This is a genomic window from uncultured Merdimmobilis sp. (genome assembly GCF_902471145.1).
Lineage (GTDB): Bacteria > Bacillota > Clostridia > Oscillospirales > Ruminococcaceae > Merdimmobilis > Merdimmobilis hominis.
Window position 1 is genome coordinate 49193 of the sequence record NZ_CABRJC010000009.1, and the last position, 22498, is coordinate 71690.

23 protein-coding genes, 1 pseudogene and 1 riboswitch are annotated in these 22498 nt (G+C 57.1%); of the genes and pseudogenes, 11 read left to right on the top strand and 13 right to left on the bottom strand.

Annotated features, from left to right (window positions below; translation table 11 throughout):
- Nucleotides 1–201: 201 nt before the first annotated feature.
- Nucleotides 202–1065 carry a hypothetical protein gene (locus RDQ42_RS06050; RefSeq protein WP_231357993.1) on the top strand — a complete coding sequence of 288 codons (864 nt, stop codon included), beginning with the start codon at nucleotides 202–204 and terminating at the stop codon, nucleotides 1063–1065.
- A 365-nt stretch (nucleotides 1066–1430) separates the two neighbouring features.
- Here RDQ42_RS06050 and RDQ42_RS06055 read toward each other — a convergent pair whose 3' ends face one another.
- The 13 genes from RDQ42_RS06055 to RDQ42_RS06115 form a co-directional block, all read right to left on the bottom strand.
- Nucleotides 1431–1589 (bottom strand): flavodoxin family protein, encoded by a 159-nt coding sequence (locus RDQ42_RS06055; RefSeq protein ID WP_143117186.1) that lies wholly within the window; start codon nucleotides 1587–1589, stop codon nucleotides 1431–1433.
- Nucleotides 1586–3001, bottom strand: coding sequence for a HAMP domain-containing sensor histidine kinase (locus RDQ42_RS06060; RefSeq protein ID WP_071427622.1), 1416 nt, complete (start codon nucleotides 2999–3001; stop codon nucleotides 1586–1588). Before RDQ42_RS06060 ends, RDQ42_RS06055 begins: the two co-directional genes overlap by 4 nt.
- Nucleotides 3002–3196: 195 nt before the next feature.
- Nucleotides 3197–4600 carry a dihydrolipoyl dehydrogenase gene (gene lpdA, locus RDQ42_RS06065; RefSeq protein WP_231357995.1) on the bottom strand — a complete coding sequence of 468 codons (1404 nt, stop codon included), beginning with the start codon at nucleotides 4598–4600 and terminating at the stop codon, nucleotides 3197–3199.
- Between the two features lie 39 nt (nucleotides 4601–4639).
- Entirely contained in the window at nucleotides 4640–5647 is a 1008-nt protein-coding gene (locus tag RDQ42_RS06070) for a lipoate--protein ligase (RefSeq protein WP_231357996.1), read from the bottom strand.
- A gap of 20 nt (nucleotides 5648–5667) precedes the next feature.
- Nucleotides 5668–6489: a formate/nitrite transporter family protein gene (locus RDQ42_RS06075; RefSeq protein WP_071427627.1), complete on the bottom strand. Its 822-nt coding sequence runs from the start codon at nucleotides 6487–6489 to the stop codon at nucleotides 5668–5670.
- Nucleotides 6486–7337: a bifunctional 5,10-methylenetetrahydrofolate dehydrogenase/5,10-methenyltetrahydrofolate cyclohydrolase gene (locus tag RDQ42_RS06080; protein WP_071427629.1), complete on the bottom strand. Its 852-nt coding sequence runs from the start codon at nucleotides 7335–7337 to the stop codon at nucleotides 6486–6488. Before RDQ42_RS06080 ends, RDQ42_RS06075 begins: the two co-directional genes overlap by 4 nt.
- A gap of 14 nt (nucleotides 7338–7351) precedes the next feature.
- Nucleotides 7352–7981: a cyclodeaminase/cyclohydrolase family protein gene (locus tag RDQ42_RS06085; protein ID WP_231357997.1), complete on the bottom strand. Its 630-nt coding sequence runs from the start codon at nucleotides 7979–7981 to the stop codon at nucleotides 7352–7354.
- A gap of 19 nt (nucleotides 7982–8000) precedes the next feature.
- The gene (locus RDQ42_RS06090; RefSeq protein WP_231357998.1) at nucleotides 8001–9677 is read right to left on the bottom strand and encodes a formate--tetrahydrofolate ligase; all 1677 of its coding nucleotides are present in this window, start codon (nucleotides 9675–9677) and stop codon (nucleotides 8001–8003) included.
- Nucleotides 9678–9836: 159 nt separating this feature from the next.
- Nucleotides 9837–11276, bottom strand: a complete 1440-nt coding sequence (gene gcvPB / locus RDQ42_RS06095; RefSeq protein WP_054331382.1) for an aminomethyl-transferring glycine dehydrogenase subunit GcvPB — start codon at nucleotides 11274–11276, stop codon at nucleotides 9837–9839.
- Nucleotides 11273–12607, bottom strand: a complete 1335-nt coding sequence (gene gcvPA, locus RDQ42_RS06100) for an aminomethyl-transferring glycine dehydrogenase subunit GcvPA (protein ID WP_308588446.1) — start codon at nucleotides 12605–12607, stop codon at nucleotides 11273–11275. The genes gcvPB and gcvPA overlap by 4 nt, the downstream gene beginning before the upstream one ends.
- Complete coding sequence (gcvH, locus tag RDQ42_RS06105) at nucleotides 12608–12991, bottom strand: glycine cleavage system protein GcvH (RefSeq protein WP_054331384.1); 384 nt, start codon at nucleotides 12989–12991, stop codon at nucleotides 12608–12610.
- 153 nt (nucleotides 12992–13144) lie between these two features.
- Complete coding sequence (gene gcvT / locus RDQ42_RS06110; RefSeq protein WP_054331556.1) at nucleotides 13145–14233, bottom strand: glycine cleavage system aminomethyltransferase GcvT; 1089 nt, start codon at nucleotides 14231–14233, stop codon at nucleotides 13145–13147.
- A 249-nt stretch (nucleotides 14234–14482) separates the two neighbouring features.
- Nucleotides 14483–14580: riboswitch (glycine riboswitch) on the bottom strand.
- Nucleotides 14581–15069: 489 nt separating this feature from the next.
- Nucleotides 15070–16236: an FprA family A-type flavoprotein gene (locus RDQ42_RS06115; protein ID WP_071427630.1), complete on the bottom strand. Its 1167-nt coding sequence runs from the start codon at nucleotides 16234–16236 to the stop codon at nucleotides 15070–15072.
- Nucleotides 16237–17160: 924 nt separating this feature from the next.
- Between RDQ42_RS06115 and RDQ42_RS06120 the strand changes: the two genes are divergently transcribed.
- The 10 genes and pseudogenes from RDQ42_RS06120 to RDQ42_RS06165 all read left to right on the top strand — a co-directional run.
- Nucleotides 17161–18003, top strand: coding sequence for a DUF2262 domain-containing protein (locus RDQ42_RS06120; protein ID WP_231357999.1), 843 nt, complete (start codon nucleotides 17161–17163; stop codon nucleotides 18001–18003).
- A gap of 18 nt (nucleotides 18004–18021) precedes the next feature.
- Nucleotides 18022–18255, top strand: a complete 234-nt coding sequence (locus tag RDQ42_RS06125) for a cytochrome D ubiquinol oxidase subunit II (protein ID WP_231358000.1) — start codon at nucleotides 18022–18024, stop codon at nucleotides 18253–18255.
- 13 nt (nucleotides 18256–18268) lie between these two features.
- Nucleotides 18269–18811 carry a hypothetical protein gene (locus RDQ42_RS06130; RefSeq protein ID WP_054331388.1) on the top strand — a complete coding sequence of 181 codons (543 nt, stop codon included), beginning with the start codon at nucleotides 18269–18271 and terminating at the stop codon, nucleotides 18809–18811.
- Between the two features lie 16 nt (nucleotides 18812–18827).
- The gene (locus RDQ42_RS06135) at nucleotides 18828–19331 is read left to right on the top strand and encodes a DUF2004 domain-containing protein (RefSeq protein ID WP_231358001.1); all 504 of its coding nucleotides are present in this window, start codon (nucleotides 18828–18830) and stop codon (nucleotides 19329–19331) included.
- An 11-nt stretch (nucleotides 19332–19342) separates the two neighbouring features.
- Nucleotides 19343–19897: an SUKH-3 domain-containing protein gene (locus RDQ42_RS06140; RefSeq protein ID WP_054331390.1), complete on the top strand. Its 555-nt coding sequence runs from the start codon at nucleotides 19343–19345 to the stop codon at nucleotides 19895–19897.
- Nucleotides 19894–20898 carry a DKNYY domain-containing protein gene (locus RDQ42_RS06145; protein WP_231358002.1) on the top strand — a complete coding sequence of 335 codons (1005 nt, stop codon included), beginning with the start codon at nucleotides 19894–19896 and terminating at the stop codon, nucleotides 20896–20898. Before RDQ42_RS06140 ends, RDQ42_RS06145 begins: the two co-directional genes overlap by 4 nt.
- A 16-nt stretch (nucleotides 20899–20914) precedes the next feature.
- Entirely contained in the window at nucleotides 20915–21460 is a 546-nt protein-coding gene (locus RDQ42_RS06150) for a hypothetical protein (protein ID WP_231358003.1), read from the top strand.
- A 16-nt stretch (nucleotides 21461–21476) separates the two neighbouring features.
- On the top strand, nucleotides 21477–21803 hold the full coding sequence (locus tag RDQ42_RS06155; RefSeq protein ID WP_231358004.1) for a DUF5713 family protein: 327 nt from the start codon (nucleotides 21477–21479) through the stop codon (nucleotides 21801–21803).
- A 5-nt stretch (nucleotides 21804–21808) separates the two neighbouring features.
- A complete protein-coding gene (locus RDQ42_RS06160) occupies nucleotides 21809–22162 on the top strand; it encodes a DUF6572 domain-containing protein (RefSeq protein WP_054331394.1) in 354 nt (117 codons plus the stop codon).
- 27 nt (nucleotides 22163–22189) lie between these two features.
- Nucleotides 22190–22498, top strand: a pseudogene (locus RDQ42_RS06165) (hypothetical protein); the annotation flags it as partial.

Consider the following 22498-nt stretch of genomic DNA (forward strand, 5'->3'; position numbering starts at 1 on the left):
GCGTTCCGAAAAATTTACGCTATAATAAGTTATAAAGCAGAAGAACGGATAAATCGGTAGTATTTTGTCGAAATTTAGAAAATTCGCACCAGTTACATGGAGAAGGAGCGGCCGATGATGAAGACAATATGGACAGAGACACCCAAAGGCGAGGAGGCACAACAGGAATGGATCGGAAGTCAATCTAGGCACAGGTTGCCCATGGTGCAAATCACCAAAAACGGTTGTCTAAAAATCAACAAACCACTCCAGGAACTGCTGCCTCCCTACTTCCAGCTGTCCTATTTCCCGCAGAATCAGGAGCTTCTCCTGCGGGAATCCACCCTGGAAGACGGGGGGATCCGCATGGGAAAAACTTTTGTCAAGCTTCTGCCCCTCTCGCGGAAACTGCACCGGTGCGGCGTGGAACTTCCAGCGTATTTTGAGGTGGGCCATGTGCCAGTGGGGAAGATCTGGCACGGGAAACTGCGGCAGATCCCCGATGAAAAACTGCTTGCCTCCATCTACAAAGACCAGAAAAAATCCTCTCGGGAAGAGGCGCGGTGTTCCCCGGCTATGGAGCGGATTCTGGAACGGTATGCCCCTCTCTGTGAAGAGATTGTCCAAAATTGTGCCAAGTCCATCCCTATCAAAGATCGCCGGGAAGAGGCTAAATTAGGGCTGATTGAAGCGGTTTTCCGCTATGAACCGGCTCTGTGTACTTTTGAAGAACACGCCAGGGAGTTTGTCCGGGATTGGCTGCTGTCGGCCAACAAAAGGTATACGCCGGCCGCCGCCAATGAGCGATTCAGCGCCGATAGGATCCGTAAGGCAGAGGATGAGGAGGTATCCCTATACGACCTCCTGGCCGGAAGCGACGACGGAGGTATGGGGCGTTGGGAAAACCAGCAGGAAACCGCAAGTTTTCAGGCGAGCCTTACCAAGGCGGAACAAGAAATGTTTCAAATGGTGCTGGGGAACGCTTCGGTTTCAGAAATTGCGGATCGGTTTTCCATCACAGAGGGCCATGTCCGCAGCAAATTGATGGACTTGGTGGTACAATGGAGGCAGTTTTCCCGGGAATGAGGGCTTTTGCCGCGCCGGGCACCCTCTCTCATACCGCGTAACAGGTTTGTATTTCATTAGTGCAGCTTCGTATCAAAAAACCGAAAATGATTTGGAAAAACGGATAATTCCACAAGTATAAAATAAAATAGACCTAGAAACAATTCGTTTCCCCCGCATCTTTTGAATCAATTTCGCAGCCAGGGCGTGTCCCTGGCTTTTTTGCGCCCTCGGGGTGAGGGAGATATCGCTGGTTATTTTGTGATTTAGAGGGGGGCCAAAGCAGCCGGAATTCTGTTGGAGGGCGTCCCCTGGCCGTGGAGGGCGGCAAACCGTTCCAGGGCCGGTTTGGGTACCTGCCCACTGTACGCTGGGACGCCCAAGGATCACAAAGTCCTCCGGCAGGAAGGTGGGGATTGGAGGGATCCCCAAGGTGAGTCGTATTCCTCCACCGGCATGGGAAGCGCCTCCGCTATAGCCCGGACCATCTGCCGGGTAGTCCCTGTTGGGCTGAAATAGACAAGGGAGATTTTGTTGACAGTCATGATGGTTCCTCCTGATTGCGGCAGCGGGCGGGGTTTTCCCCCACCGGCAGCCGCACTTGGATGACCGTGCCTTCATCAGGGCGGCTGGTCAGGGTAATCTGCCCGCCGTATTTGGCGGCCACGTGCTTGACGATGGAAAGGCCCAAACCGGTGCCGCCCTCCCGCTTGCTACGGCCTTTGTCCACCCGGTAAAACCGCTCGAAGATGCGGGGCTGATGCTCCATGGGGATGCCGATGCCGGTGTCCGACACGGTGACGCTGCAAGTTTCATCCCCCTGGTCGCAGACCACCGAGACCGAACCGCCGTCGGTGTTGTATTTTACCGCGTTTTCGATGATGTTCTTCAAAAGCTGCCGCATGTCGTCGGGAACTGCCCAGCAGCAGCCCTCCCCCTCCGCCTGGGCTGTAATATTTCGTTTGCTGATCTGAGGGGTGAGGCTGTAGAGGATGTCCTCCGCCATCTCCCGCAAATCCACCAGCTCCGGGCGCTGCTCCTGGCTCTGGCCGCTCTCCAGGCTGGATAGGCGCAGGATGTCCTCAATCAAATTGGTCATCCGCTCCGATTCCTCCCGGATGCGCCGAAGGTAGCTCTCCACCAAGGCATGGTCTTGCACCACGCCGGAATCCAGCAGCTCGGCAAAGCCTTTGATGGAGGTGATGGGGGTTTTCAGCTCGTGGGAGACGTTGGCTACAAATTCGCTGCGCATCCGCTCCATCTGGCGCATCTGGGTGACATCGGTAAAGATGAGGATGGCTGAGGCACTGCGGCCGCTGTCCGTCCAGGCTCCTTGGGTGGGGATGGCGCGCACCGACACCACAGTGCCGGATTTGTCCATCAGGTTGACGTCGAACACCGAGGAGATTTGGTTCTCTACCGCCTTATCCACCGACCTCAGGATATCCGGGTTGTCGGTGAGGGAGGTGATGGCTTGGCCCACAATTTCATCTCCGATGTCAAAATATTTGTGGATGGCGCTGTTGTGCTGCAAAATCCGCCGCCCTGCGTCCACCAGCACCAGCCCGCCGTCCATGTTGTTGAGGATGTATTCCGCCTTTTCTTTTTCGTAGGTCAGATCCTCCAGGGTGTGGGAGATGTTTTGGGTGAGCTGGTTGATCGCCCCGATAATGGGGGAGAGTTCATCGTCATAGGGGTAATCGATGTGGAGGTTGTAGTTCCCCCGCTGGATCATCTCCAGATGGTTGGTGATCCGCTGGATGGGGTCAGCCACGGTGCCGGCGATCTTCCGGGAGAAAAGGACGGCCAGGGGCAGGCAGGCCAGAAAGGTGGCCGCCAGGGGAAGCAGGATGTCAAAGGGGGGAGCCATTCCTTGAAGAACAGACACAGCTGCGGCATAGATGCAGAGGGCGCACAGCAGGAAGGCAAGCAGGCGCCAAAAGATGGTTCGTTTCATGAGGGGGCCTCCAATCAATTGGGATATGTATGAAACAGGGAAGCGGTTTCTTCCCCAATGGCCGCTTGCGACCATTGTAGCACAATTTTGGGCAGCAAGGAGGATTTTCTCTCATTTTAACGGAGACTTTTTTGTTTCAAGGCGCAAAAAGCGGCCCTTTTCCCTATAGGAAAAGGGCCGCTTTTTGATGCAGCTTTATTTTTTGGCCGGAGCCAGATGGATGGCCATGCCGTGAGCGCTCTCCACCGCCTCGGTCACCGCTTCGGTAAAGGTGGGATGGGGGCGGATCACCGAACTGAGCTCCTTAGAGGTCAGCTTGTTGACGATGGCCGTGGACAGTTCGCTGATCAGGTCGGTGGCACGGCAGCACATCAGGTGGGCGCCCAGCAGGACATCGGTCTTTTCATCAAACAACAGCTTGATAAAGCCCCGGTCCGCCTGTTCGATGATACTTTTGCCGTTTCCGGACATGATGTATTTGCCCTTGTGCACGGCGATGCCCTTCTCCTTGCACTCCTCTTCGGTCAGGCCGACGGTGGCGATCTCCGGGTCGGTGTAGACGCAGCCGGGGACGGCAGTGAGGCAGATGGAAGGCTCCTTGCCGGCGATGAGTTCAACGGCGGTGAGGCCCTGGGCGGATGCCATATGGGCCAGCTGGATCTTAGCGGTGACGTCACCGATGGCCCGGATGGAGGGCACGTTGGTCCTAAACGCCTCGTCGGTGACGATGCGGCCCCGTTCCATCTCCACCGAGAAACCCTCGGCAAAGAGACCGTCGGTGTTGGGGCGGCGGCCAATGGCCACCAATACGCCGTCGGCGGTGACCACCTGTTCCTTGCCCTTCTGGGTGAAGTGGCAGGCGATGCCTTCGGGGGTCTCCTCCAGCCGCTCCACCATGGCGCCGGTGTGGATGGCGACCCCCCGTTTTTTCAGGATCATGGCAAGGTTCTGGGAGATCTCCCGGTCCATGGGGGGCAGGATGCGGTCCATGGCCTCCACAATGGTCACCTTGCATCCAAAGCTCTGGTACACCGAGGCGAACTCCACCCCGATGACCCCGCCGCCGATGATGATCAGGTTCTCGTACAGCTTATCCTCCAAAAAGAGGAACTCATCGCTGGTGCCCACATGGGGCAGGTCCAGGCCGGGGATGGGGGGCCGGGAGGGCTTGGAGCCGGTGGCCACCAAGATATTTTCGCCGGCCAGTTCCACCGGGCCCTCCCCGGTGGCCACAGTGACGCTGTGAGGGCCGGTCAAGGTGCCGGTGCCTTGGTACAGGTCGATCTTATTGGCTTTGATCAGCTGTTCAATGCCGGAGCGAAGCTGTTCAATCACTTGGTTTTTGCGGTCGTGGACTTTTTGGATGTCAAAGGACACCCCTTGGGCACAAAGGCCCACCGATTCAAATTCCTGGACTCCCCGGTACAGGGCGGCGGCGTGGAGCAGGGCTTTGGTGGGGATGCACCCCCGGTTGAGGCAGGTGCCGCCCACTTGGCGGTTCTCCACCAAGGCGGTGGTAAGGCCCAGTTGGGCGGCCCGGATGGCGGCTTCATAACCGCCGGGGCCGGCCCCGATGACAATCAACTGATATTCGTTCATATCCATCCTCCATTTCTACCGTGGGGATTGTTGGTTCTGTTAAAATTCTTGGGAGCGGATGAAATCCCGCAGGTCTTCCACCATCTGCCGGGGAAGCTGCCCAATGTCCTCCAAGAGGAGGGGGGAGAGGGACTCGCCCAGCTCCCGGGAGGAGAAGACTTTGCCGGTGAAGAGTGGGGCGATGCGGGGGATGAAATCCCCGTCCATGGCATCGGAGTACAGAGCGGCTTCCTGCACCCGGCCGCTCTCCACCCGCAGTTTCAATTCGATACCGCCCCAGGGGAACCGGCATTCCCCCTGCCAATGGAAGGGGATATTCCTGCCTAGGCGCCAGTCAAAAGAGGCGTTCCGGGCGGCGAGGGCTGCGGTCTTGTCCCCGTCCAGCTCCTCCACCGGGAAGGGGAGGGAAGGGAGGCCGTACACCTGTTCAAACGCAGAGATGAGGGCTTTTTTCATAGCTTCCACCGTCAGATCCGGCTGCAATTCCACCAGGTTGACCACCCGGGATTTCACCGAGCTCACCCCTTGGGAGGAGAGCTTGGCCGCCGAAACATTGAGGTAGCGGGCCACCAGATCCTTGTTTACCTGGAGCATCAATGTGCCGTGATGGTAGGATTTTCCCCCGTGGTGATAAAAGGCGTTGCCGGAGAATTTCCGTCCGTCGGCAGTGGTGACGTCGTTCCGGCCGGACTTTTGGGCGGAGATGCCCAGGGAAGCCACCGCCTGCAGGATGACATCCAGCTGGCGGGAAAGGTCGTAATCGGGGCTGTTCATCAAAAAAGTGAAGTTGAGGTTCCCCAAATCGTGGAACACCGCCCCACCCCCGGAGAGGCGGCGGGCCAGAAATCCACCGTCCTCCTCCAGCTCTTTGACCCGGCATTCCTTCCAGGCGTTCTGGTTTTTGCCGATAACCACCGTCTTTTGGTTCTGCCACAGGTAGAGGATGCAGCTCTCCTTTGGCACATGGGTGAGGAGCATTTCCTCCAGGGCCAGGTTTTCATAGGGGTTGAAGCCGGTGCCCATACAGGTGTACAAGGTCTTGATCATAAACGGATTCCTCCCAAGGGTTAGGTTCGGGACTGCTGAGGAGCCGGTGCGCCCAGGTGGCTGCGGAACAGCAGATAGGATAGCAGTGCGCCGCCCAGGATGTTGCCCAGGGTCACCGGCAACAGGTTGGCGAAGAAGAAATTGCCCCAATTGAGGGCCGGGAGGGAGAGCCCCTCCAGCGCCGAAGCGTATTGGGGAAGGGTCCCAACAAACAAACCAGCGGGGATGTAGTACATGTTGGCGACGCTGTGCTCAAACCCGCAGAAGATGAAGAAGGCCACCGGTAGGTAAGCGCCCATCACCCGGCCACTTAAATCCTGGGCGGAGAGGCTTAAAAGCACCGCCAGGCACACGAGGATGTTGCACCAAAGACCCAGCACCACCCCTTGGGGGAAGGTGAGGCTGCATTTGGCGGAGGCAGTGCGGGCCATGGCGGCAGCCAGGTCGGCGGGAAGCCGGCCAAAGTAGACATAGCTCCCGGCGACAGCCGCGGCCCCCACAAAGTTGCCCAGGTAGACGATGGCCCAGCTGCGCAGCATGCTGCCCAGGGAGGTTTTGCGGTCCAGCACCGAAAGGGTGATGAGGCAGTTGCCGGTGAACAGCTCCGCCCCCGACAGGATGACTATGGCAAGGCCAAAGGGGAACAGAAGGCCGCTGATCAGCTTGGCCAGGGAGGGGTTGGCCACCGCGTAGGTGGCCGTGGCTGAGGCGGCGCCCCCCAGGGCGATCAGCGCACCAGCTAAAACCGCCAGCAAAAAAGCGGGCAGAGGGGCGCGCTCTGCCTTGGCGCAGCCGGTGGCACAGTAGTTTTCCAGCGTCTGGGCCGGGGTGAACAGGCTCATTTCGACGCCTTTTCCGCGGCTTCCACCACGTGTTTCACCAGCACCGAAGTGGTGACGGTGCCCACGCCGCCGGGCACCGGGGTGATGGCCTCCACAATGGGTTCCGCCTCTTCAAACTTCACGTCTCCAGTCAGCTTGCCGTCCTCCAGGACGTGGATCCCCACGTCGATGACCACCTGGCCGGGGGAGAGGTATTCCTTCCCCACCACGCCGGCTTTGCCAGCGGCGACGATGAGAACCTCTGCCTCCCGGCAGAGGGCAGGCATATCCGCCGTGCGGGTGTGGCAGACGGTGACGGTGGCGTTTTTTTGGAGCAGCAGCATGGCGGCAGGCTTGCCCACCACCAGACTGCGGCCGACGACCACCGCTTTTTTGCCCTGGAGCGGATAGCCGTAGTGGTCCAGAATCTCCATGCAGGCTTGGGCGGTACAAGGGGGATAGCCTTCCCCGGAGCCGGAGAATACCCCGGCCAGGGAGCCGTCGGTGATGCCGTCTACATCCTTTTGGGGGGCGAGGGCCCGGCGGATCCGCTCCCCGTCAATGTGCCCCGGCAGCGGGCGGAACAGGAGGCAGCCGTGGATGGCAGGGTCAGCGTTGATCTCTTCTATGGTGGCCAACAGGGTTTCCTCCGGGACATCGGCGGGCAGGAGGAACTGCTTCACCCCGACGCCGATCTTCTCGCAGCGCTTGATGGCCCCTTTTTCATAGGAGATGTCGTCCCCCCGCTCCCCCACCCGCACAATGGCTAGGGTGGGGAGGATGCCCTTCTCTTTGAGGGCGCTGGTTCTCTCTGTAAGGGATTGGTTTAGGGCGGCGGTCACCGCCGCGCCTTTGAGGATGGTTGCCATAGGTGTTTCCCCTCCTATTGCAGCCGCTCCAGCACCGACTGGTAGATGGCATCCGCCCGGGCGGTGTAGGCAGTCAGCATGGCGTTGGCTTTTTGGTTGATCTCTTCGGCATAGGCCCGGTCGGCCATGGATTTGGTGTTGATGAACACATTGAGGCTGGCGCCCAGCAGTGCCGCCTTGCAGAAGGCGACCCCGACCCCGGCGTCCGACAGGGCGATGGCGCTTCCCATCTTGGCAAAGCCGTCCATTAGGTCGATGGCCTGGCAGCACTTCTCCATGATTTCAAAGGGGACCTGGCAGGCCTCCTTCAAAACGACGGCCATAACCCGGGCCTTCTCCGCCTTTTCTTCCTCGGTGGCCTTGGGCATGCCGTAGGCTTTTGAGAGGGGTTCAAACACCTGGGCGTCCCGCTCCACCAGGGCGAGCAGGTCGTTTTGTAGGGCGGTGGCCTTCTCCTGGAGGGCGATCACGTCCGCTTCCACCGCGGCATATTTCTTCTTGCCCACGGTCAGGCTGCCCACCATGTTGCCCAGGGCGGTGCCGATAGCGCCCACCAGGGCGGAGGCTCCCCCCCCGCCCGGCACCGGCGCTTTGGAAGCCAGGACGGTGACGAAGTCCCGGCAGCTTTGTGTGGTAAAGTCCATAGTCATTCTCCTTTGCCCATTAGAACAGGCCCTGGATTTTGCCGGTGGCGTCCACGTCGATCTTCTCGGCGGAGGGGACCTTGGGCAGGCCGGGCATGGTCATGATATCCCCGGTCAAGGCCACGATGAAGCCTGCGCCGGCAGAGACTTTCAGGTTGCGCACCTGTACGGTAAAGCCGCGGGGCGCACCCAGGAGCTTTTGGTCGTCAGAGAAGCTGTACTGGGTCTTGGCCATGCAGATGGGCAGGTTCCCAAAACCCAGCTCCTCCAGCTTTTTCATCTGTTTCCGGGCGCCGGCGGTCAGCTCCACTTTATCGCCATGATAAACTTTTGTGACGATGGCGTCAAGCTTCTTTTCAATGGGAAGGTCCAAGTCGTAGCAGTTGGTGAAGCTGCTCTCCTCTTCGCAGAGGCGGACAACCTCTTCCGCAAGGGCCTTTCCGCCCTCGCCGCCCTTGCCCCACACTTCGGACAGGGCCACGTTGACCCCCAGGGCGCGGCATTTTTCCTCGATGAGGGCCAGCTCAGCCTCGGTGTCGGTGGGGAAGCGGTTGATGGCCACCACTGCGGGAAGGTGGAACACCTGGGTGATGTTTTCTACATGCTGCAGCAGGTTGGGCAGGCCTTTTTCCAGGGCCTCCAGGTTCTCATTGCCCAGGTCGGCTTTGGCCACCCCTCCGTGGTGTTTTAGGGCGCGGACGGTGGCGACAATGACCACGGCGGAGGGGCGGAGGCCCGCCATGCGGCATTTGATGTCCAAGAATTTCTCCGCGCCCAAGTCGGCGCCGAAACCCGCCTCGGTGACGGCGTAATCGCCGAACTTCAGGGCCATCTTGGTGGCCATAATGCTGTTGCAGCCGTGGGCGATGTTGGCAAAGGGGCCGCCGTGGATGAAGGCGGGGGTGTGTTCCAAGGTCTGGACCAGGTTGGGTTTCAGGGCGTCTTTCAGGAGGGCGGCCATGGCGCCCTGGGCTTTCAGGTCGCCGGCGGTGACCGGTTTGTCGTCGTAGGTGTAGCCCACGATGATCCGGCCCAGCCGCTCCTTCAGGTCGATGAGGTCGGTGGCCAGGCAGAGCACCGCCATGACTTCGCTGGCCACGGTGATGTCGTACCCGTCTTCCCGGGGGACGCCGTTGACCCGGCCGCCCAAGCCGTCGGTGACAAACCGCAGCTGGCGGTCGTTCATATCAACGCAGCGCTTCCAGGTGATGCGGCGGGGGTCGATGTTTAAGGCGTTGCCCTGGTAGATGTGATTATCCAGCATGGCGGCCAGAAGGTTGTTGGCCGCGCCGATGGCGTGCATGTCGCCGGTGAAGTGGAGGTTGATGTCCTCCATGGGGACGACCTGGGCATACCCGCCCCCAGCTGCACCGCCTTTGACGCCGAACACCGGGCCCAGGGAGGGCTCCCGCAGGGCGACTACCGCTTTTTTGCCGATCTTGCGCAGGCCGTCTGCCAACCCTACGGTGGTGGTGGTCTTGCCTTCGCCTGCGGGGGTGGGGGTGATAGCGGTGACTAGGATCAGCTTTCCGTCCGGTTTTCCGGCGCACTCGGTGAGGACGTTGTAGTCGATCTTCGCCTTGTAGTTGCCGTACTGTTCCACATATTTTTCATCAATGCCAACCGCGGCGGCCACGTCGCGGATGTGGTCCATTTTCGTCTCCTGGGCGATTTCGATATCCGATTTAAAAGCCATAAATATCTCCTTTACAGATCGGGTGGATAAACGGTGAAAAAGAAAAAGCTGAAAGACCGCCGGGGGGAACCGTCCTTTTGTGTTGTCCGGTTCCCCACACCAAGGCGGGGGAGGCGCCTTTTTGGTCTTTCAGCCTTTTTAGTTGTGAAGGGTCAAAACCTACTCTGCGAACTGATACCGCAGACGGGGATTCCGGGCCGCGCCAACCTCATCCAGACGGCGGACGGGGGTTGTGAGGGGAGCCTCATGGAGGGCTTCGGGGTTGGAAACCGCCTCTTGGTAGATTTTGTGGAGCACCGCCACCGCCTCGTCCAAAGTCTCCTTGGACTCGGTTTCGGTGGGCTCTACCATCAGAGCCTCCTCGACGATCAGCGGGAAGTACATCGTCGGCGGGTGGATGCCGTTGTCCAGAAGGGCTTTGGCGATATCCATGGCGGAGACGCCGTGTTCCTTCTTCATCCGGGAGAGGGTCATGACAAACTCGTGCATACAACCGGTGTCAAAGGCCATGTCATAGACGTCTTTGAGCTGGCTCATCAGGTAGTTGCAGTTGAGGACGGCGTTCTGGGCCGCCTCGGGAATGCCCTCTTTGCCCAGGGTGAGGATGTAGGTCAGGGCCCGCACCACCACCAGGAAGTTGCCGTAGAAGTCCTTCACCGAGCCGATGCTCTGGGGGCGGTCATAATCCAGATGGTAGCCGTCCTCAGCCTTTACTGCCATGGGGGAGGGGAGGAAGGGGGTGAGGATCTTCTTACAGCCCACAGGTCCTGCGCCGGGGCCGCCGCCGCCATGAGGGGTGGAGAAGGTCTTGTGCAGGTTGAGGTGGACCACGTCGAAGCCCATGTCGCCGGGCCGGACGATGCCCATGACTGCATTGAGGTTGGCGCCGTCGTAGTAGCACAGGCCGCCCGCCTCATGGATGATCTTGGTGATCTCTAAGATGTTCTTGTCAAACAGGCCGACGGTGTTGGGGTTGGTCAGCATCAGGCCGGCGGTGTCGTCGCCGACTGCTTCCCGCAGTTTTTCCACATTGACGCAGCCGTCCTCATAGGAGGGGACACTGACCACATGGAAGCCGGCCATGGCGGCGCTGGCGGGGTTGGTGCCGTGGGCGGAATCGGGGACGATGATCTTGGTGCGCTTGGTGTCGCCCCGGGCCGCGTGGTAGGCTTTGATCAGCAGAAGGCCGGTCAGCTCTCCATGGGCGCCCGCCGCAGGCTGGAAGGTCATGTTGTCCATGCCGGTGATCTCGCACAGCAGCTGCTCGGCGGTGCACAGCACTTCAAGGGCGCCCTGGACGGTGGATTCCGGCTGCAGGGGGTGGATCTTCTGGAACCCGGGCAGGGCCGCGGCCTCTTCATTGACTTTGGGGTTGTATTTCATGGTGCAGGAGCCAAGGGGGTAGAACCCGTCGTTGACGCCGTGGGTGCGTTTCATCAGCTGGGTGTAGTGGCGGGAAAGGTCGTTCTCCGCCATCTGGGGCAGATGCAGCGGCTGTCTGCGTTCTTTGCCCTGGGGGATGGACGCCACGGGGACATCGCACTCCGGCAGGATGGAGCAGCCTCTGCCTTGCTGGCTCTTCTCAAATATCAGTTTCATTGGGCAGCCACCTCCTTTACAATCGCCACCAGACGGTCGATGTCCGCTTTGGTGTTCTTCTCGGTGCAGCACCACAGGATCGAGCCCTCATAGGCCCCGGTGAGGGGCAGGCCGCCCAGGATGCCGTGTTTTTCCAGCTCGGCCATCAGCTTGTGGGGGCAGATGGGGCAGCCGGTGACAAACTCGTGGAAGAATTCCCCTTGGTGTTTGCGCCCGAAGCCGGGGATTTTAGAGAGCTCCTGAGCCAGGTAATGGGCTTTGGACATACAGAGGGTGGCGGCTTTCTGGAGGCCTTCAGCTCCTACGGCAGCCAGGTAGACCGCGGCGGTCATAGCGCATAGGGCCTGGTTGGAGCAGATGTTGCTGGAGGCTTTCTCCCGGCGGATGTGCTGTTCCCGGGCCTGGAGGGTCAGGACATAGGCCCGTTTGCCGTCCAGGTCGGTGGTCTCGCCCACGATGCGCCCCGGCAGCTTGCGGGTCATGGACGATTTGGCGGCCATAAAGCCCAGGTAGGGGCCGCCGAAGGAAAGGGGCATGCCCAAGGGCTGGCCTTCGCCTACAGCGATGTCCGCACCGCACTCGGCGGGGGTTTTCAGGATGCCCAGGGAGATGGGGTTGCAGCCGACAATCAGCTTGCCGCCTGCGGCATGGATGACCTCAGCGGCTTTTTCCACATCCTCCAATAAGCCGTAGTAGTTGGGCTGTTCAATGTACAGGGAAGCGGTGGTTTTGCCGTCCAGCTCGCCTTCGATGGCGGAAAGGTCGGTGACGCCGTCTTTTTCTGGGACGACCACCAGCTCAGTCCCGGAGGAGAAGCAGTAGGTTTTCAGCGTCCGCAACACCGAGGGGTTGCAGGCGGCCGACACATAGGTGACGGTGCGGCTGCGCTCCCGGCACATGGAGGCGGCTTCGGCGGCGGCGGTGGCCCCGTCGTAAACCGAGGCATTGGAAGCATCCATGCCGGTGATCTCACAGATCATAGTCTGGTACTCAAAGATGGACTGGAGGACGCCCTGGCTGATCTCCGCCTGGTAAGGGGTGTAGGAGGTCAGGAACTCCTCTTTGGAGGTGACGCTCTTGACAATGGCGGGGATGTAGTGGTCGTAGGCGCCCGCACCGCGGAAGATGGAGGGGAAGATGGTGTTTTTCCCTGCCATTTCCGCCATCACCCGGCTGACTTCCAGTTCGGATTTGCCGGCGGGGATGTCTAAGGGGCGGTTCAGCAGCACCTCGTGGGGGATGTGGGCGAACAGGTCCTCCATCTTGGAGAAGCCGGCCGCTTCCAGCATCCCTTGGCGCTCATCCCGGGTGTTTGGAACGTAAGAGCCCATTTACGCCTCCTCCTTTGCAAGAAGCTCCTCATAAGCCTCGGCCGAGAGCAGCTCTTCCTCCTGGGAGATTTCGCCCACCTGGATGAACCAAGCTTCATAAGCTTCTTTGTTCACCAGTTCGGGGTGGTCCAGCAGTTCTTCGTTGATGGCGGTGACGGTGCCGGAGACAGGGCTGTACACGTCAGAGACCGCTTTGACCGATTCCACGTCGCCAAAGGTCTCGCCCACCGAGACTTCATCCCCTTCCTGGGGAAGGTTGATGAACACCAGGTCGCCCAGCTCATGCTGTGCGTAATCGGTTAGACCCACCTTCACGGTGCCATCGTCCAGTTTCTTGACCCATTCGTGGGATTTTGTATACAGCAGATCGGTTGGATTTTTCATGTTGCATTCCTCCTATTGATTCTGTTTAATGTTGTATAGTTTCGGGCGTGGGGCAGTGGCCCCGGCCGTTTGGGACAATGGGGAAACAGCTCTATTGGGAAGGCCGCCCAAAGGGGGGGAGGGAAAGCGACCTCCCAAAGGAAGAGCCGGAAGTTAAGCTTTTTTATAGAACTGGGATTTGACTACCTCAGCGTCCACCTTCTTGCCGCGGATCTCCACCTGGACGGTGGCGCCCAAGGGTGCGGGCTCCTTCTCCACAATGGCCATGGCGTAAGCGCCGCCCAGGTAGGGGCAGTGGGTGCCGCTGGTGGTGTGGCCGATCAATTTGTCGCCGGCGTAGACGGGGAAGTTCTCCCGGGCGATGCCCCTCCCCAGAATCTTCAGGCCCACCCGTTTGATGGTGGGGGCGCCCATCTCCTCCATGGCTTTTTTGCCGATGAAGTCCTCTTTGTCCATCTTGACGAACATGCCAAGGCCGGTTTGCTTGGGGGTGATGTCGTCGGTCATCTCGTGGCCGTAGAGGGGCATACCGGCTTCCAACCGCAGGGTGTCCCGGGCGCCCAGGCCGCAGGGGATGAGGCCGTTCTCTTTGCCTGCATCCAGCAGGGCGTTCCACAGCTCAGCAGCTTTGTCGGGGGCGCAATAGAGCTCGAACCCGTCCTCGCCGGTGTAGCCGGTCTTGGAGATCAGACAGTCCACCCCGGCTACCTTGCCGGTTTGGCAGAAGCTGTAGTATTTGGTTGGGATGTCCCTCTCGTCAGCCAGTTTGGATAGAATGGCCTGGGACTGGGGTCCCTGGAGGGCGACCTGGGCCACCTCGTCGGAGATGTCTTTAAAAGTGACATCCCCGATCAGGTGGCTGCGCATCCAATCGGCGTCCTTGTGGCGGTTGGCTGCGTTGACAACGACCAGGTAATCGGTGGGCTCTTTGAGGCAATAGACGATCAGGTCGTCCACCACGCCGCCCTTTTCGTTGCACATGGGGCTGTAGCGGACATCGCCTGCCACCATGTTGGAAAAGTCATTGGTCATCAGGTGCTGGACGTTTTTGAGGGCGTCGGGGCCGGAGAAAACCACTTCGCCCATGTGGGAGACATCAAAGAGGCCAGCCTTGGTGCGCACCGCCATATGCTCGGCGATGACGCCGGTGTCGTACTGCACCGGGAGCAGATAGCCGGCAAAGGGGACAATTTTTCCGTTTAAAGCTACGTGGCAATCATAAAGTGGGGTTTTCAGTTCCATGGAATACGCTCCTTTCCAAAGTGGGTCAAAATAGCCGTAAAATGGCTTTGCTGCAACAGGATTCTGGGGGAAGGCCCCGATGGACATTTTATAAGTTCGCCTGTGGCTGCTTATAAAAAACAGAGGCACGCCGGTAAGAGCGCGCCTCTGTTGCGATACCTGAAAGATTCCCCGACCCGCCGTTTGGGCCAAGTTGCTTCATCGGTGTTGAGGCACCTGCCAAAAGGAGGTCTCAACTCTCCAGAGTTCCGTCCAGATCCGGTACTTTTGCCTGAGAGTTTTTTTGCGCATACCCCTTTGGCTCCAACACAATATCTTGTTGTGTTGACCTCTCCCGGATCCTTCAACCGCAATATATGCAAGGCGATCCAGAGGATGCCCCGTTTGTACCTGCATTATAGCCAACAACCAAAATGTTGTCAACCAGGGGGTTTGACAAAGAAACGGCAATGCTTGTGATTTCCTAGACGAACCTAGGAGAACTATCCAACATCACCCCGAGTTTTGCCGGAATTCCGACGAAGAAATTTTGATTTCGGAGAAGATCACACCCCATTTTTGGTGATTAATTCAAAAATATTTTTAGAAAATTCTTCCGCTAAAAAGATATAATTTTGCGATTCGGTCTTCTGTTTAACAATGTTTGTTACAGAAATGACAAAAAATTTCCAGCCTTGGCAGTGAGTTGGAGTTTCCACAGAAAGGAAATAGGGCCCCACCCCCGCCAACCAATTTTGTCAAGGGGTCAGCACAGGGCTGGGACTATTTTCTGGACAGAGGGGAACAAAAAGGGGAACCCCCAGCCGGGGGTTCCCCTTCCTTTGCCCTAATATTGTTTACTCGGCGAGCAGCGCTTGGGCCAGGGCGTCCAACTCCGCAATGGAGGCGTCGTTTATGGCCGATTTCACCGAGACCACAGGCTGTGCCAGGCGGATCTCTTTCATCCCCTCAAAGGCGGCTTTCATCTGCTTGGCAGCGGTGGGGGCCCAGGTGCCGTTTTCCACAATGCCCACTGTGCGCTTCTGATAGTTCTTGGCCTTGATGTGGGAGAGGAAAGCCTCCATGGGCGGGAACAGGCCCCCGTTGTAGGTGGCGCAGGCCACGACCAGATGGCTGTAGCGGAAGGCGTCGGAGACGCACTTGGCCATGTCGTCCCGGCACAGGTCGGCAACCACCACCGGAAGGCTGGTTTTCTCCCGCAGGAGTTCCGCCAGTTTCTGGGCGGCCATCATGGTGTGGCCGTGGATGGAGGCGCAGGCGATGAGGATGCCCTTGTCCTCTGGCTCATAGCGGCTCCAGGTATCGTATTTCTCCAGGTAGTAGCCCAGGTCTTTGTCCAGAATGGGGCCATGAAGAGGGCAGATTTTGGCGATGTCAAGGCCGGATGCCTTTTTGAGAAGGGCCTGGACCTGGGCGCCGTATTTGCCCACGATGTTGATGTAATACCGGCGGGATTCCTCCAGCCAGGGTTCGTCGGTGTCCAGGGTGCCGAACTTGCCGAACCCGTCGGCGGAGAAGAGGAGTTTTTCGGTCTGCTCATAGGCGACCATCACCTCCGGCCAGTGGACCATAGGGGCCATAAAGAACTGGAGGGTGTGGTTCCCCAGAGAAAGGGTGTCCCCTTCTTTGACCACGACGGTGCGGCCCTCCAGGCACAGAGGGAAGAACTGGGCGATCATGGGGAAGGTTTTGGCGTTGCCCACAATCTGCATCTCCGGGTACTTCTCCGCCGCCCTGTGGATGCTGGCCGAGTGGTCCGGCTCCATGTGGAGGACCACCAGGTAATCGGGGGTTCTGCCATCCAAAGCGGCCTCCAGGTTGGCCAGCCACTCCTCGGTGGCGCGGGCGTCCACCGTGTCCATGACGGCGATTTTGTCGTCGAGAATCAGGTAGGAGTTGTAGGAGACGCCATTGGGGACGTCGTATTGGCTTTCAAACAACTGGATGGTTTTGTCGTCCACGCCGATGTACCGCACGTGGTCGGAGATCTGGATGTTGCTCATGGTGCGATTCCTCCCGTAAAATATATTGTAAAGGCTGATAAAAACAACCCATGGGGATAGCCTTATCTTGCTTGGGACGAGCCTGTCCCCGTCCGGCCGGAATTTTTTCCGCGGCCGCATTCCACTGGCAGCGCCGGAGTTTTCCCAGCAGGCTTCTTGGTATAGTGTGCCCGTTTTCTGGGCGAGGCATCGCCTCCCGACGGGGAAATCCGGAGATATGGGGCTCAGAAAATGGCGGCTGAATCGCCCTTTTTGGGCAAGGTACAGCTTCCTTTTCATACTAACAAAAAAGGGGGGAAATTGTCAACGGAACACCCCTTTTTCTGGGGGAGAAAAGCAAATTTTGCTTCGGTGGGGTTCCCGGTTGGGATGGCAGCTGGGCTTTATTGGATCACCAGGATCGGACACAGTGGACAGATCTGCATGCAGTGGATTCATCGCGGGATGGGTTGTGTTGCGATAGGAAAAATTTCCCCAAGCGGGGAAAAGATGCCTGTGGTAAATGCGGGTGCAAAGCCGCGATTAAAGCGAAAGCCCCGACCGCAGCTTGTGCATTGAGGTTTTTGGTTGGCGTTCCCGAGGTGATCCCACACCCGACCTAACATGGAAGTCACAACCCTTCTTGGAACAAATTCATAAAAAATTTTCTTTTGCATTTTACACAAAATATTTTCATGGAAGGTGCGTTGTGATATAATAAAATTCCAATTATGCTCAGAACAAATGGTGTCGCTATGAACAAATATATTGGACAGCACCTTGCTGTTTTAAGATGCGAAAAAAAGATTTTGATTGTTGAAGAAACTGCATCTGCCGGTAGATGTAGCTCCTTCAACGCGGCTTTTTCATGCCCTGCGTCAGCCTGTCTTTATGACAGTGCGGCGTGGGGCATTTTTGTTATCTGAATGTTTAAGGGAGGACACCATGAAAAAAAGAAAAATCGAAGACTTTATTGCCCTTTACGCATCAGAAGATGAGGAAAAGCTGGTACTGATCCAAAGCGGCACCAGCGCGGACAAAACCTTTCTGGATACTTTCTGGACGGCGCATAACCATGCTCTCGCCATGGCGGATGTCCAGAGCGGACAGGTAATCTCCGGCCGCTGCTACCTGAGCTGGCCGCTGACAGACAAGGAACGGGAAGCCGGAGACTATTCCAAGCTGTTTGCCAAGGGCCAGGTCTACCGAATCAAAGCCCGCGGCTGGAAAGGTGATGCCTTCAGCGAACCTCAGTGGTATGTCACGGAGGTACTGGAGGAAGGTGTCCCCTGCCCGGCACTGGAGGAAATCTGGACGGAATACACAAAGCCCATTCTTCTGGAAGATGCAGTGCTGGGAACCCTCACCCTGGATCGTGAGATGAGCACATTCGACGGAACCTACAAGTGGATGGGAAAAGAAGTCCGGATTTCGTTGGATGTGGAGATTGAAAAGAAAGCGTCCTGGACTCGTGTCACCAATGTGATGAAGAAACTGCTGGCAGATCAGGAAGTCTGGGACAAGTCCCTGCGGGCGATGGCTGCCCAAAAGCTCACCGCTCTGGCCAACGAATGGCTGGCCGACAATGACCAGACCGACCGGAACCCGGAGAAAGACCCCATCACTGAGGATGAGTTCGCCCGGCGCATCCTACTCACCGAGTTTACAGTATCTCCTGGCGGGCGATTTACCGTCTGGTATGAGGACGACGATATGTTCTGGGGCCATGTGGTCACTGTGGATGGGACACTGAAAAAAGGCCCCATTGGTGCAGATATGCAGGGATAAGGAGAGGAGGAAACCTAAATGAACAGCGAGCAGATCATGGCTTTTTTGCAAGAGCATTGGTATATTGCCTCGGTGATGATTGGCACAGCGATTTTGCTTGGAGCGATCCGTAACTGGAACTGGCTCTGCGACCCCACTGGTACGCGGGATGCCCACCGTCACAGCAGAGGATACCGGCGGGTGCTTTTCTTCCTGTTGGGTGTCCTCCTGATTGTAGTGAGCATCTGGGGATTTGTGCTGAAATTGAAATAGGAGGAGAAAGACTATGATGACTGAGAAATATCCCACCTGGCTCACCGGCCATGTGAAAGAATGGGCGGAGAAGCGTCTGCCCACTGTGACACTCTGTTCCACCACCGGCAATGAACTGCTGGAGGTTTGGTATTATGGAGATCTGCTCACGGTGAAAGGAGAGCCCCAATCCTATATTGTAGATGGCGATGCGGCTCCCGGACTGGTGACAGCCCGTGACCCGGAGAGCGGCGAGGAGTTCATCATCTTTGACGGTGGACGGCATGGCTACGATAATATGTTCTGCGATGAACACGATCCAGCCGAACTGGAGCACCGTCCCCTCAAGCGGTATGAGATCCCTGCCTCCAAACTGGTGCTGGAGCTGGGGTACAGCGTTGACTATGAGGACGAAAAAGAGGACTTCGAACCGGACGAGGCGGATACCGTGGAACTGATCAACGGTGAACGGATGCCGTGGGAACAGGTCAAGCGGGACGGCATCGACTATATCGCCCTTTACTATGTGAACGAGAAAGGAAAACCAGTCCAGATCTTGGACGCGGAGCTGGCATGAGTAAGGAGGAGCAGAGATGAAGCTGAACTGTAAACGCATTGATTTTACATATACACCCGGCGAGGAAATCTTCAACTTTCCCGAGGAATCGGGACTGCCCTTTATCTTCGATGTAGAGGAAGAACTGACCGGCGATCCTGCTGCCATGGATGCGGTGGGAGAAATGCTGGATGAGGCGGAGAAATTGGCGGAAAAGGCCAAATCCGCCATTAAAGCGGCGCTGGCGGACGAGGACAGCCGCTACCATAGCGTTGTGACATTTTTCATGGAGTTCCACCGGGACGATGTAGGCCCGGATATTGCGGCGGAACTTTTTCCGGGAACCGATCCATCCAAGCTGTCCTTTGCCGAGATGGTGGACTTTTTGAAGCTCAAGCGGTTCGGCAGTCTGGTGGATAGCGAGATGAATCAGCAAGTTTTCATTCTGGATCTGTCCTTCAACCCGGAGATTACCGACGAGCTGATGGTAATCTACTTTGATTTGAAGAAGGAGATTTTTTGTATTACTCATGAGAGCTGAGGTGGTACCCCATGACGAAAGAACGCATCCTCATCTCCGGCGATCTGGGCAGCAAGGTCAAGCAGCTGATGGAGTACGCCGGGTGGCAGGAAGGGCGAAAAGTGGACATCTCCATTGCGGAGAAATATTACGCCGACCATGACGTCCCGATGATGAAGACCACCCAACGGTTTTACCGCAAATATTTCGGCCTGTGCTGTGAGTGGTACTTGGCGCAGAAAAAGCTGAAATGGGCGGCTGACTTTGAGTTTGCTTTGTTTCCTTACCTGGTCAATGGAATCAAAAACCATTTGGAGGACGCCTATTTCCGGGATATGTCCGGCTGTGAGCTGGCGGAAATTGAGCAGACAGCTGGTCAGAAGTGCCAGCCCATCGGCCATATCGGCTACTACTACCCGGCAGAGGTCTGGATCTCAGAGCACGGGAAACTGTATGCGAAATATGAGTATCAGGACGAGATCGAGTGCTTTCCCGATGTGTTTGCCCTGATCGAACGGGAACTGCGGCAGTGCAACTTTGATTCCGCTGCCATGAAAACTGTGGAGGCACTGGACGGAAAACTATGAAACAGGACTTTACTATTTGGCGCAATCAAATATTGCAGAATCCGCGGGACATTTCACCGCTGAAATTCGGAATATCGCAGGATGAGGTCATAGAAATCTTCGGGAATCCCGATGCCCTCTCCACCATGAGAAGCGGCGGGAAGCCTTTGATCCTCAAATACCATGACATTGAACTGCATTTCGGTGGGAAATCCCATCATGGGCTCTACTTAATTTACAGCGACGATGAGATCGAGTTTAGCATCACAGCCGAGCACGAAGAAATGCTCCAACCGATCACCAACACAGAGCCGGTGGACAACGAGTTTTTCCTCAAGGATGGAGCCGTCTATTTCTCTGGCCTATATGAAAACGGCCTTTTGAAGGGTGTTGCGCCCAAAGACTTCTGCTGTTGGCATTACTGGGGCAAATCCTCTACGGCCTGCTTTCTCGGTGGGATTCGCCTGCGTGGAGCAGACCCGGCATCGTTTCGGGTGTTAAACTATGCCTACGCGATGGACAAAACAGCCGTCTACACCACCAGCGGGAGAATCCCAGATGTAGAGCTGACAGCCTTCCAGGTATTAGACAACGGCCAGAACGATTCGGATGCGCCCCAGGGATATGCAAAGGACAGCCGGCAGGTCTACTTCCATAACGGAGATGGCAAGGTGAAGATCATCAAGGGTGTGGAAGTTTCCTCTTTCCGCTCCTTGGGCGATACCTATTTTGCCAGAGATGAGAAGCGGATCTATGCCTACGGCAAACAGCTTCCCAAAGCAGAGCTGACTTCCTGGGAACTGCTTGGGCACTGGTATTCCCGCGATGCCAAACGAGTGTACTACCTCAACCGTGAGATCAAGGGGGCGGATCGGGACAGTTTCACAGTCTGCACCCCGTTGGACGCACCTCTGCTCGCTGACCATTTGGCCCGCGATAAAGACCACTTTTACCAGAACGATGAGATAATGGAAGAAACACAGTGGCTGGAACAGCTGCGCAAAATGACCCAAGAACCGTAAACGGAGGAAAACGGCTATGGACTATTTGAAGATATTGCATGGAAACCCTGATTTGGCAGAGGAATTTGATTCGCTGTTTGACTTCTTCCTGCTGAATGAGTTGTCCCCGCGGGATGACGCAGAAGGCCGATGCACCTTCTCCCTGCCCGGCATGGCGTTTGCCAGAGATGGCTCCGGCGGAGAATACCACCTGTTGGAAGATGGCTCCATTGGATATTACAGCAGCGAAGGTGAGACAGACCGTCTGGCTGAGAGCATGGATGACCTTTTTTCACTGATCGTGAGCTGCATCTGCTGGCACGACTGCTGTGATGCAAAGGAGTATGTGGATTCCAAAACACTGGAGGAATATGGGCAGAGACAGCGTAACACCAACTTGGAAGATATGGATGTGGACAGCTTGCGGCGGGTGTCTGATGCGCTTGGTATCCCTACCGGTGAGCCGCTGGCTCCGGTTCTGGAGCGATTCCGCAAAGCAACCCAGCGTGAGCCTCTGTATCAGTGTATATTTCACGAGGACGACGGAAGCCTGACCGAATCATACGGTTTGATGTTTGAATGAGAAAGGAGCAAGCCCGATGAAAGCATTTGACCCAAATTATAAACTGCTGGACGAGATGTACCAGGATGATTACTATCCTGCTTTTTTGGTGGACAAGGTAAAGGACGAACTCCAGAAGGTCATCGGCCTGCTGGAGAGCGGCGAAACCGATACCGAAGTGATACAGGCAACGCTGGATGAGGCGGTCTGCGGTATCAATGATCTCCAGGAGGAGTTTGACGAGAACGACAGCGAGATTGAAACGGTGGCACGGGAATGTATCGCGTCAACCGTGGCCTATATTCTGGAGTGGTTTGGCATCCCCATTGACACCGAGGAGGCTATTCGGGAAAGGGACTGGTAATAACAATGACGATTGAAGATATGCTCGGGGATCTGCACAAGATCGACATTCTGGCGGAGAAACGCGAAAGCAATGAAGTATTAATGGTTTTGGTCTGCAATGGCTTTATTGACGGCTCTCCGGAAACGCAAAAGGCCCTGCTGGACAAGATGGAAGGTTACCTAAATCATACACAGAGCGAAGAATTTCAGAAGGAATATGGGAAATGGTCTGTAATTTTGCGGGTCACTTTTGATGAAGAACCCGACCAGCTGGTGGTGGAGCTACTCAGCAAGTGCCAGCCCTGGGCGGATGATTATGGCGTAAAGTTGGAATTTGAAATCGGAGGAACGCCTGTTCACTTTGTGGAGCAGAGATGACATCCCTGGAAAGGAAGACTTACAACGATGGAATGGCCAAAACGGGCGCGGACAGCGGACTGGGAAAACGGTGTCCTGACCCTGGATGGAGAGAAGAAATTTGAGATCCCAGAGCTGACCATGGAACCCATGGAGCGGCTGGCCAGCTATACCCTGGTGGGCTTCCATGTGAAAGGTTATCCGGTGACCGATGAACTGCTTGCCCCCTTTGCCGGGCACAAAAGCATGGCCAACTTCGGCGTGGAGAACGGCGCACTCACCGACGCCTGTTTCCCCGTCTTTTCCGCTATGCCCAAGCTGCGCTATCTGCTGCTGGACGGCAACGCCGCCATCCAC

Bases quoted from the DNA above. Each gene is read 5' to 3' on its own strand.
- RDQ42_RS06050 (WP_231357993.1), top strand. From the start codon at position 202: ATGGTGCAAATCACCAAAAACGGTTGTCTAAAAATCAACAAACCACTC.
- RDQ42_RS06055 (WP_143117186.1), bottom strand. From the start codon at position 1,589: ATGACTGTCAACAAAATCTCCCTTGTCTATTTCAGCCCAACAGGGACT.
- RDQ42_RS06060 (WP_071427622.1), bottom strand. From the start codon at position 3,001: ATGAAACGAACCATCTTTTGGCGCCTGCTTGCCTTCCTGCTGTGCGCC.
- lpdA (WP_231357995.1), bottom strand. From the start codon at position 4,600: ATGAACGAATATCAGTTGATTGTCATCGGGGCCGGCCCCGGCGGTTAT.
- RDQ42_RS06070 (WP_231357996.1), bottom strand. From the start codon at position 5,647: ATGATCAAGACCTTGTACACCTGTATGGGCACCGGCTTCAACCCCTAT.
- RDQ42_RS06075 (WP_071427627.1), bottom strand. From the start codon at position 6,489: ATGAGCCTGTTCACCCCGGCCCAGACGCTGGAAAACTACTGTGCCACC.
- RDQ42_RS06080 (WP_071427629.1), bottom strand. From the start codon at position 7,337: ATGGCAACCATCCTCAAAGGCGCGGCGGTGACCGCCGCCCTAAACCAA.
- RDQ42_RS06085 (WP_231357997.1), bottom strand. From the start codon at position 7,981: ATGGACTTTACCACACAAAGCTGCCGGGACTTCGTCACCGTCCTGGCT.
- RDQ42_RS06090 (WP_231357998.1), bottom strand. From the start codon at position 9,677: ATGGCTTTTAAATCGGATATCGAAATCGCCCAGGAGACGAAAATGGAC.
- gcvPB (WP_054331382.1), bottom strand. From the start codon at position 11,276: ATGAAACTGATATTTGAGAAGAGCCAGCAAGGCAGAGGCTGCTCCATC.
- gcvPA (WP_308588446.1), bottom strand. From the start codon at position 12,607: ATGGGCTCTTACGTTCCAAACACCCGGGATGAGCGCCAAGGGATGCTG.
- gcvH (WP_054331384.1), bottom strand. From the start codon at position 12,991: ATGAAAAATCCAACCGATCTGCTGTATACAAAATCCCACGAATGGGTC.
- gcvT (WP_054331556.1), bottom strand. From the start codon at position 14,233: ATGGAACTGAAAACCCCACTTTATGATTGCCACGTAGCTTTAAACGGA.
- RDQ42_RS06115 (WP_071427630.1), bottom strand. From the start codon at position 16,236: ATGAGCAACATCCAGATCTCCGACCACGTGCGGTACATCGGCGTGGAC.
- RDQ42_RS06120 (WP_231357999.1), top strand. From the start codon at position 17,161: ATGAAAAAAAGAAAAATCGAAGACTTTATTGCCCTTTACGCATCAGAA.
- RDQ42_RS06125 (WP_231358000.1), top strand. From the start codon at position 18,022: ATGAACAGCGAGCAGATCATGGCTTTTTTGCAAGAGCATTGGTATATT.
- RDQ42_RS06130 (WP_054331388.1), top strand. From the start codon at position 18,269: ATGATGACTGAGAAATATCCCACCTGGCTCACCGGCCATGTGAAAGAA.
- RDQ42_RS06135 (WP_231358001.1), top strand. From the start codon at position 18,828: ATGAAGCTGAACTGTAAACGCATTGATTTTACATATACACCCGGCGAG.
- RDQ42_RS06140 (WP_054331390.1), top strand. From the start codon at position 19,343: ATGACGAAAGAACGCATCCTCATCTCCGGCGATCTGGGCAGCAAGGTC.
- RDQ42_RS06145 (WP_231358002.1), top strand. From the start codon at position 19,894: ATGAAACAGGACTTTACTATTTGGCGCAATCAAATATTGCAGAATCCG.
- RDQ42_RS06150 (WP_231358003.1), top strand. From the start codon at position 20,915: ATGGACTATTTGAAGATATTGCATGGAAACCCTGATTTGGCAGAGGAA.
- RDQ42_RS06155 (WP_231358004.1), top strand. From the start codon at position 21,477: ATGAAAGCATTTGACCCAAATTATAAACTGCTGGACGAGATGTACCAG.
- RDQ42_RS06160 (WP_054331394.1), top strand. From the start codon at position 21,809: ATGACGATTGAAGATATGCTCGGGGATCTGCACAAGATCGACATTCTG.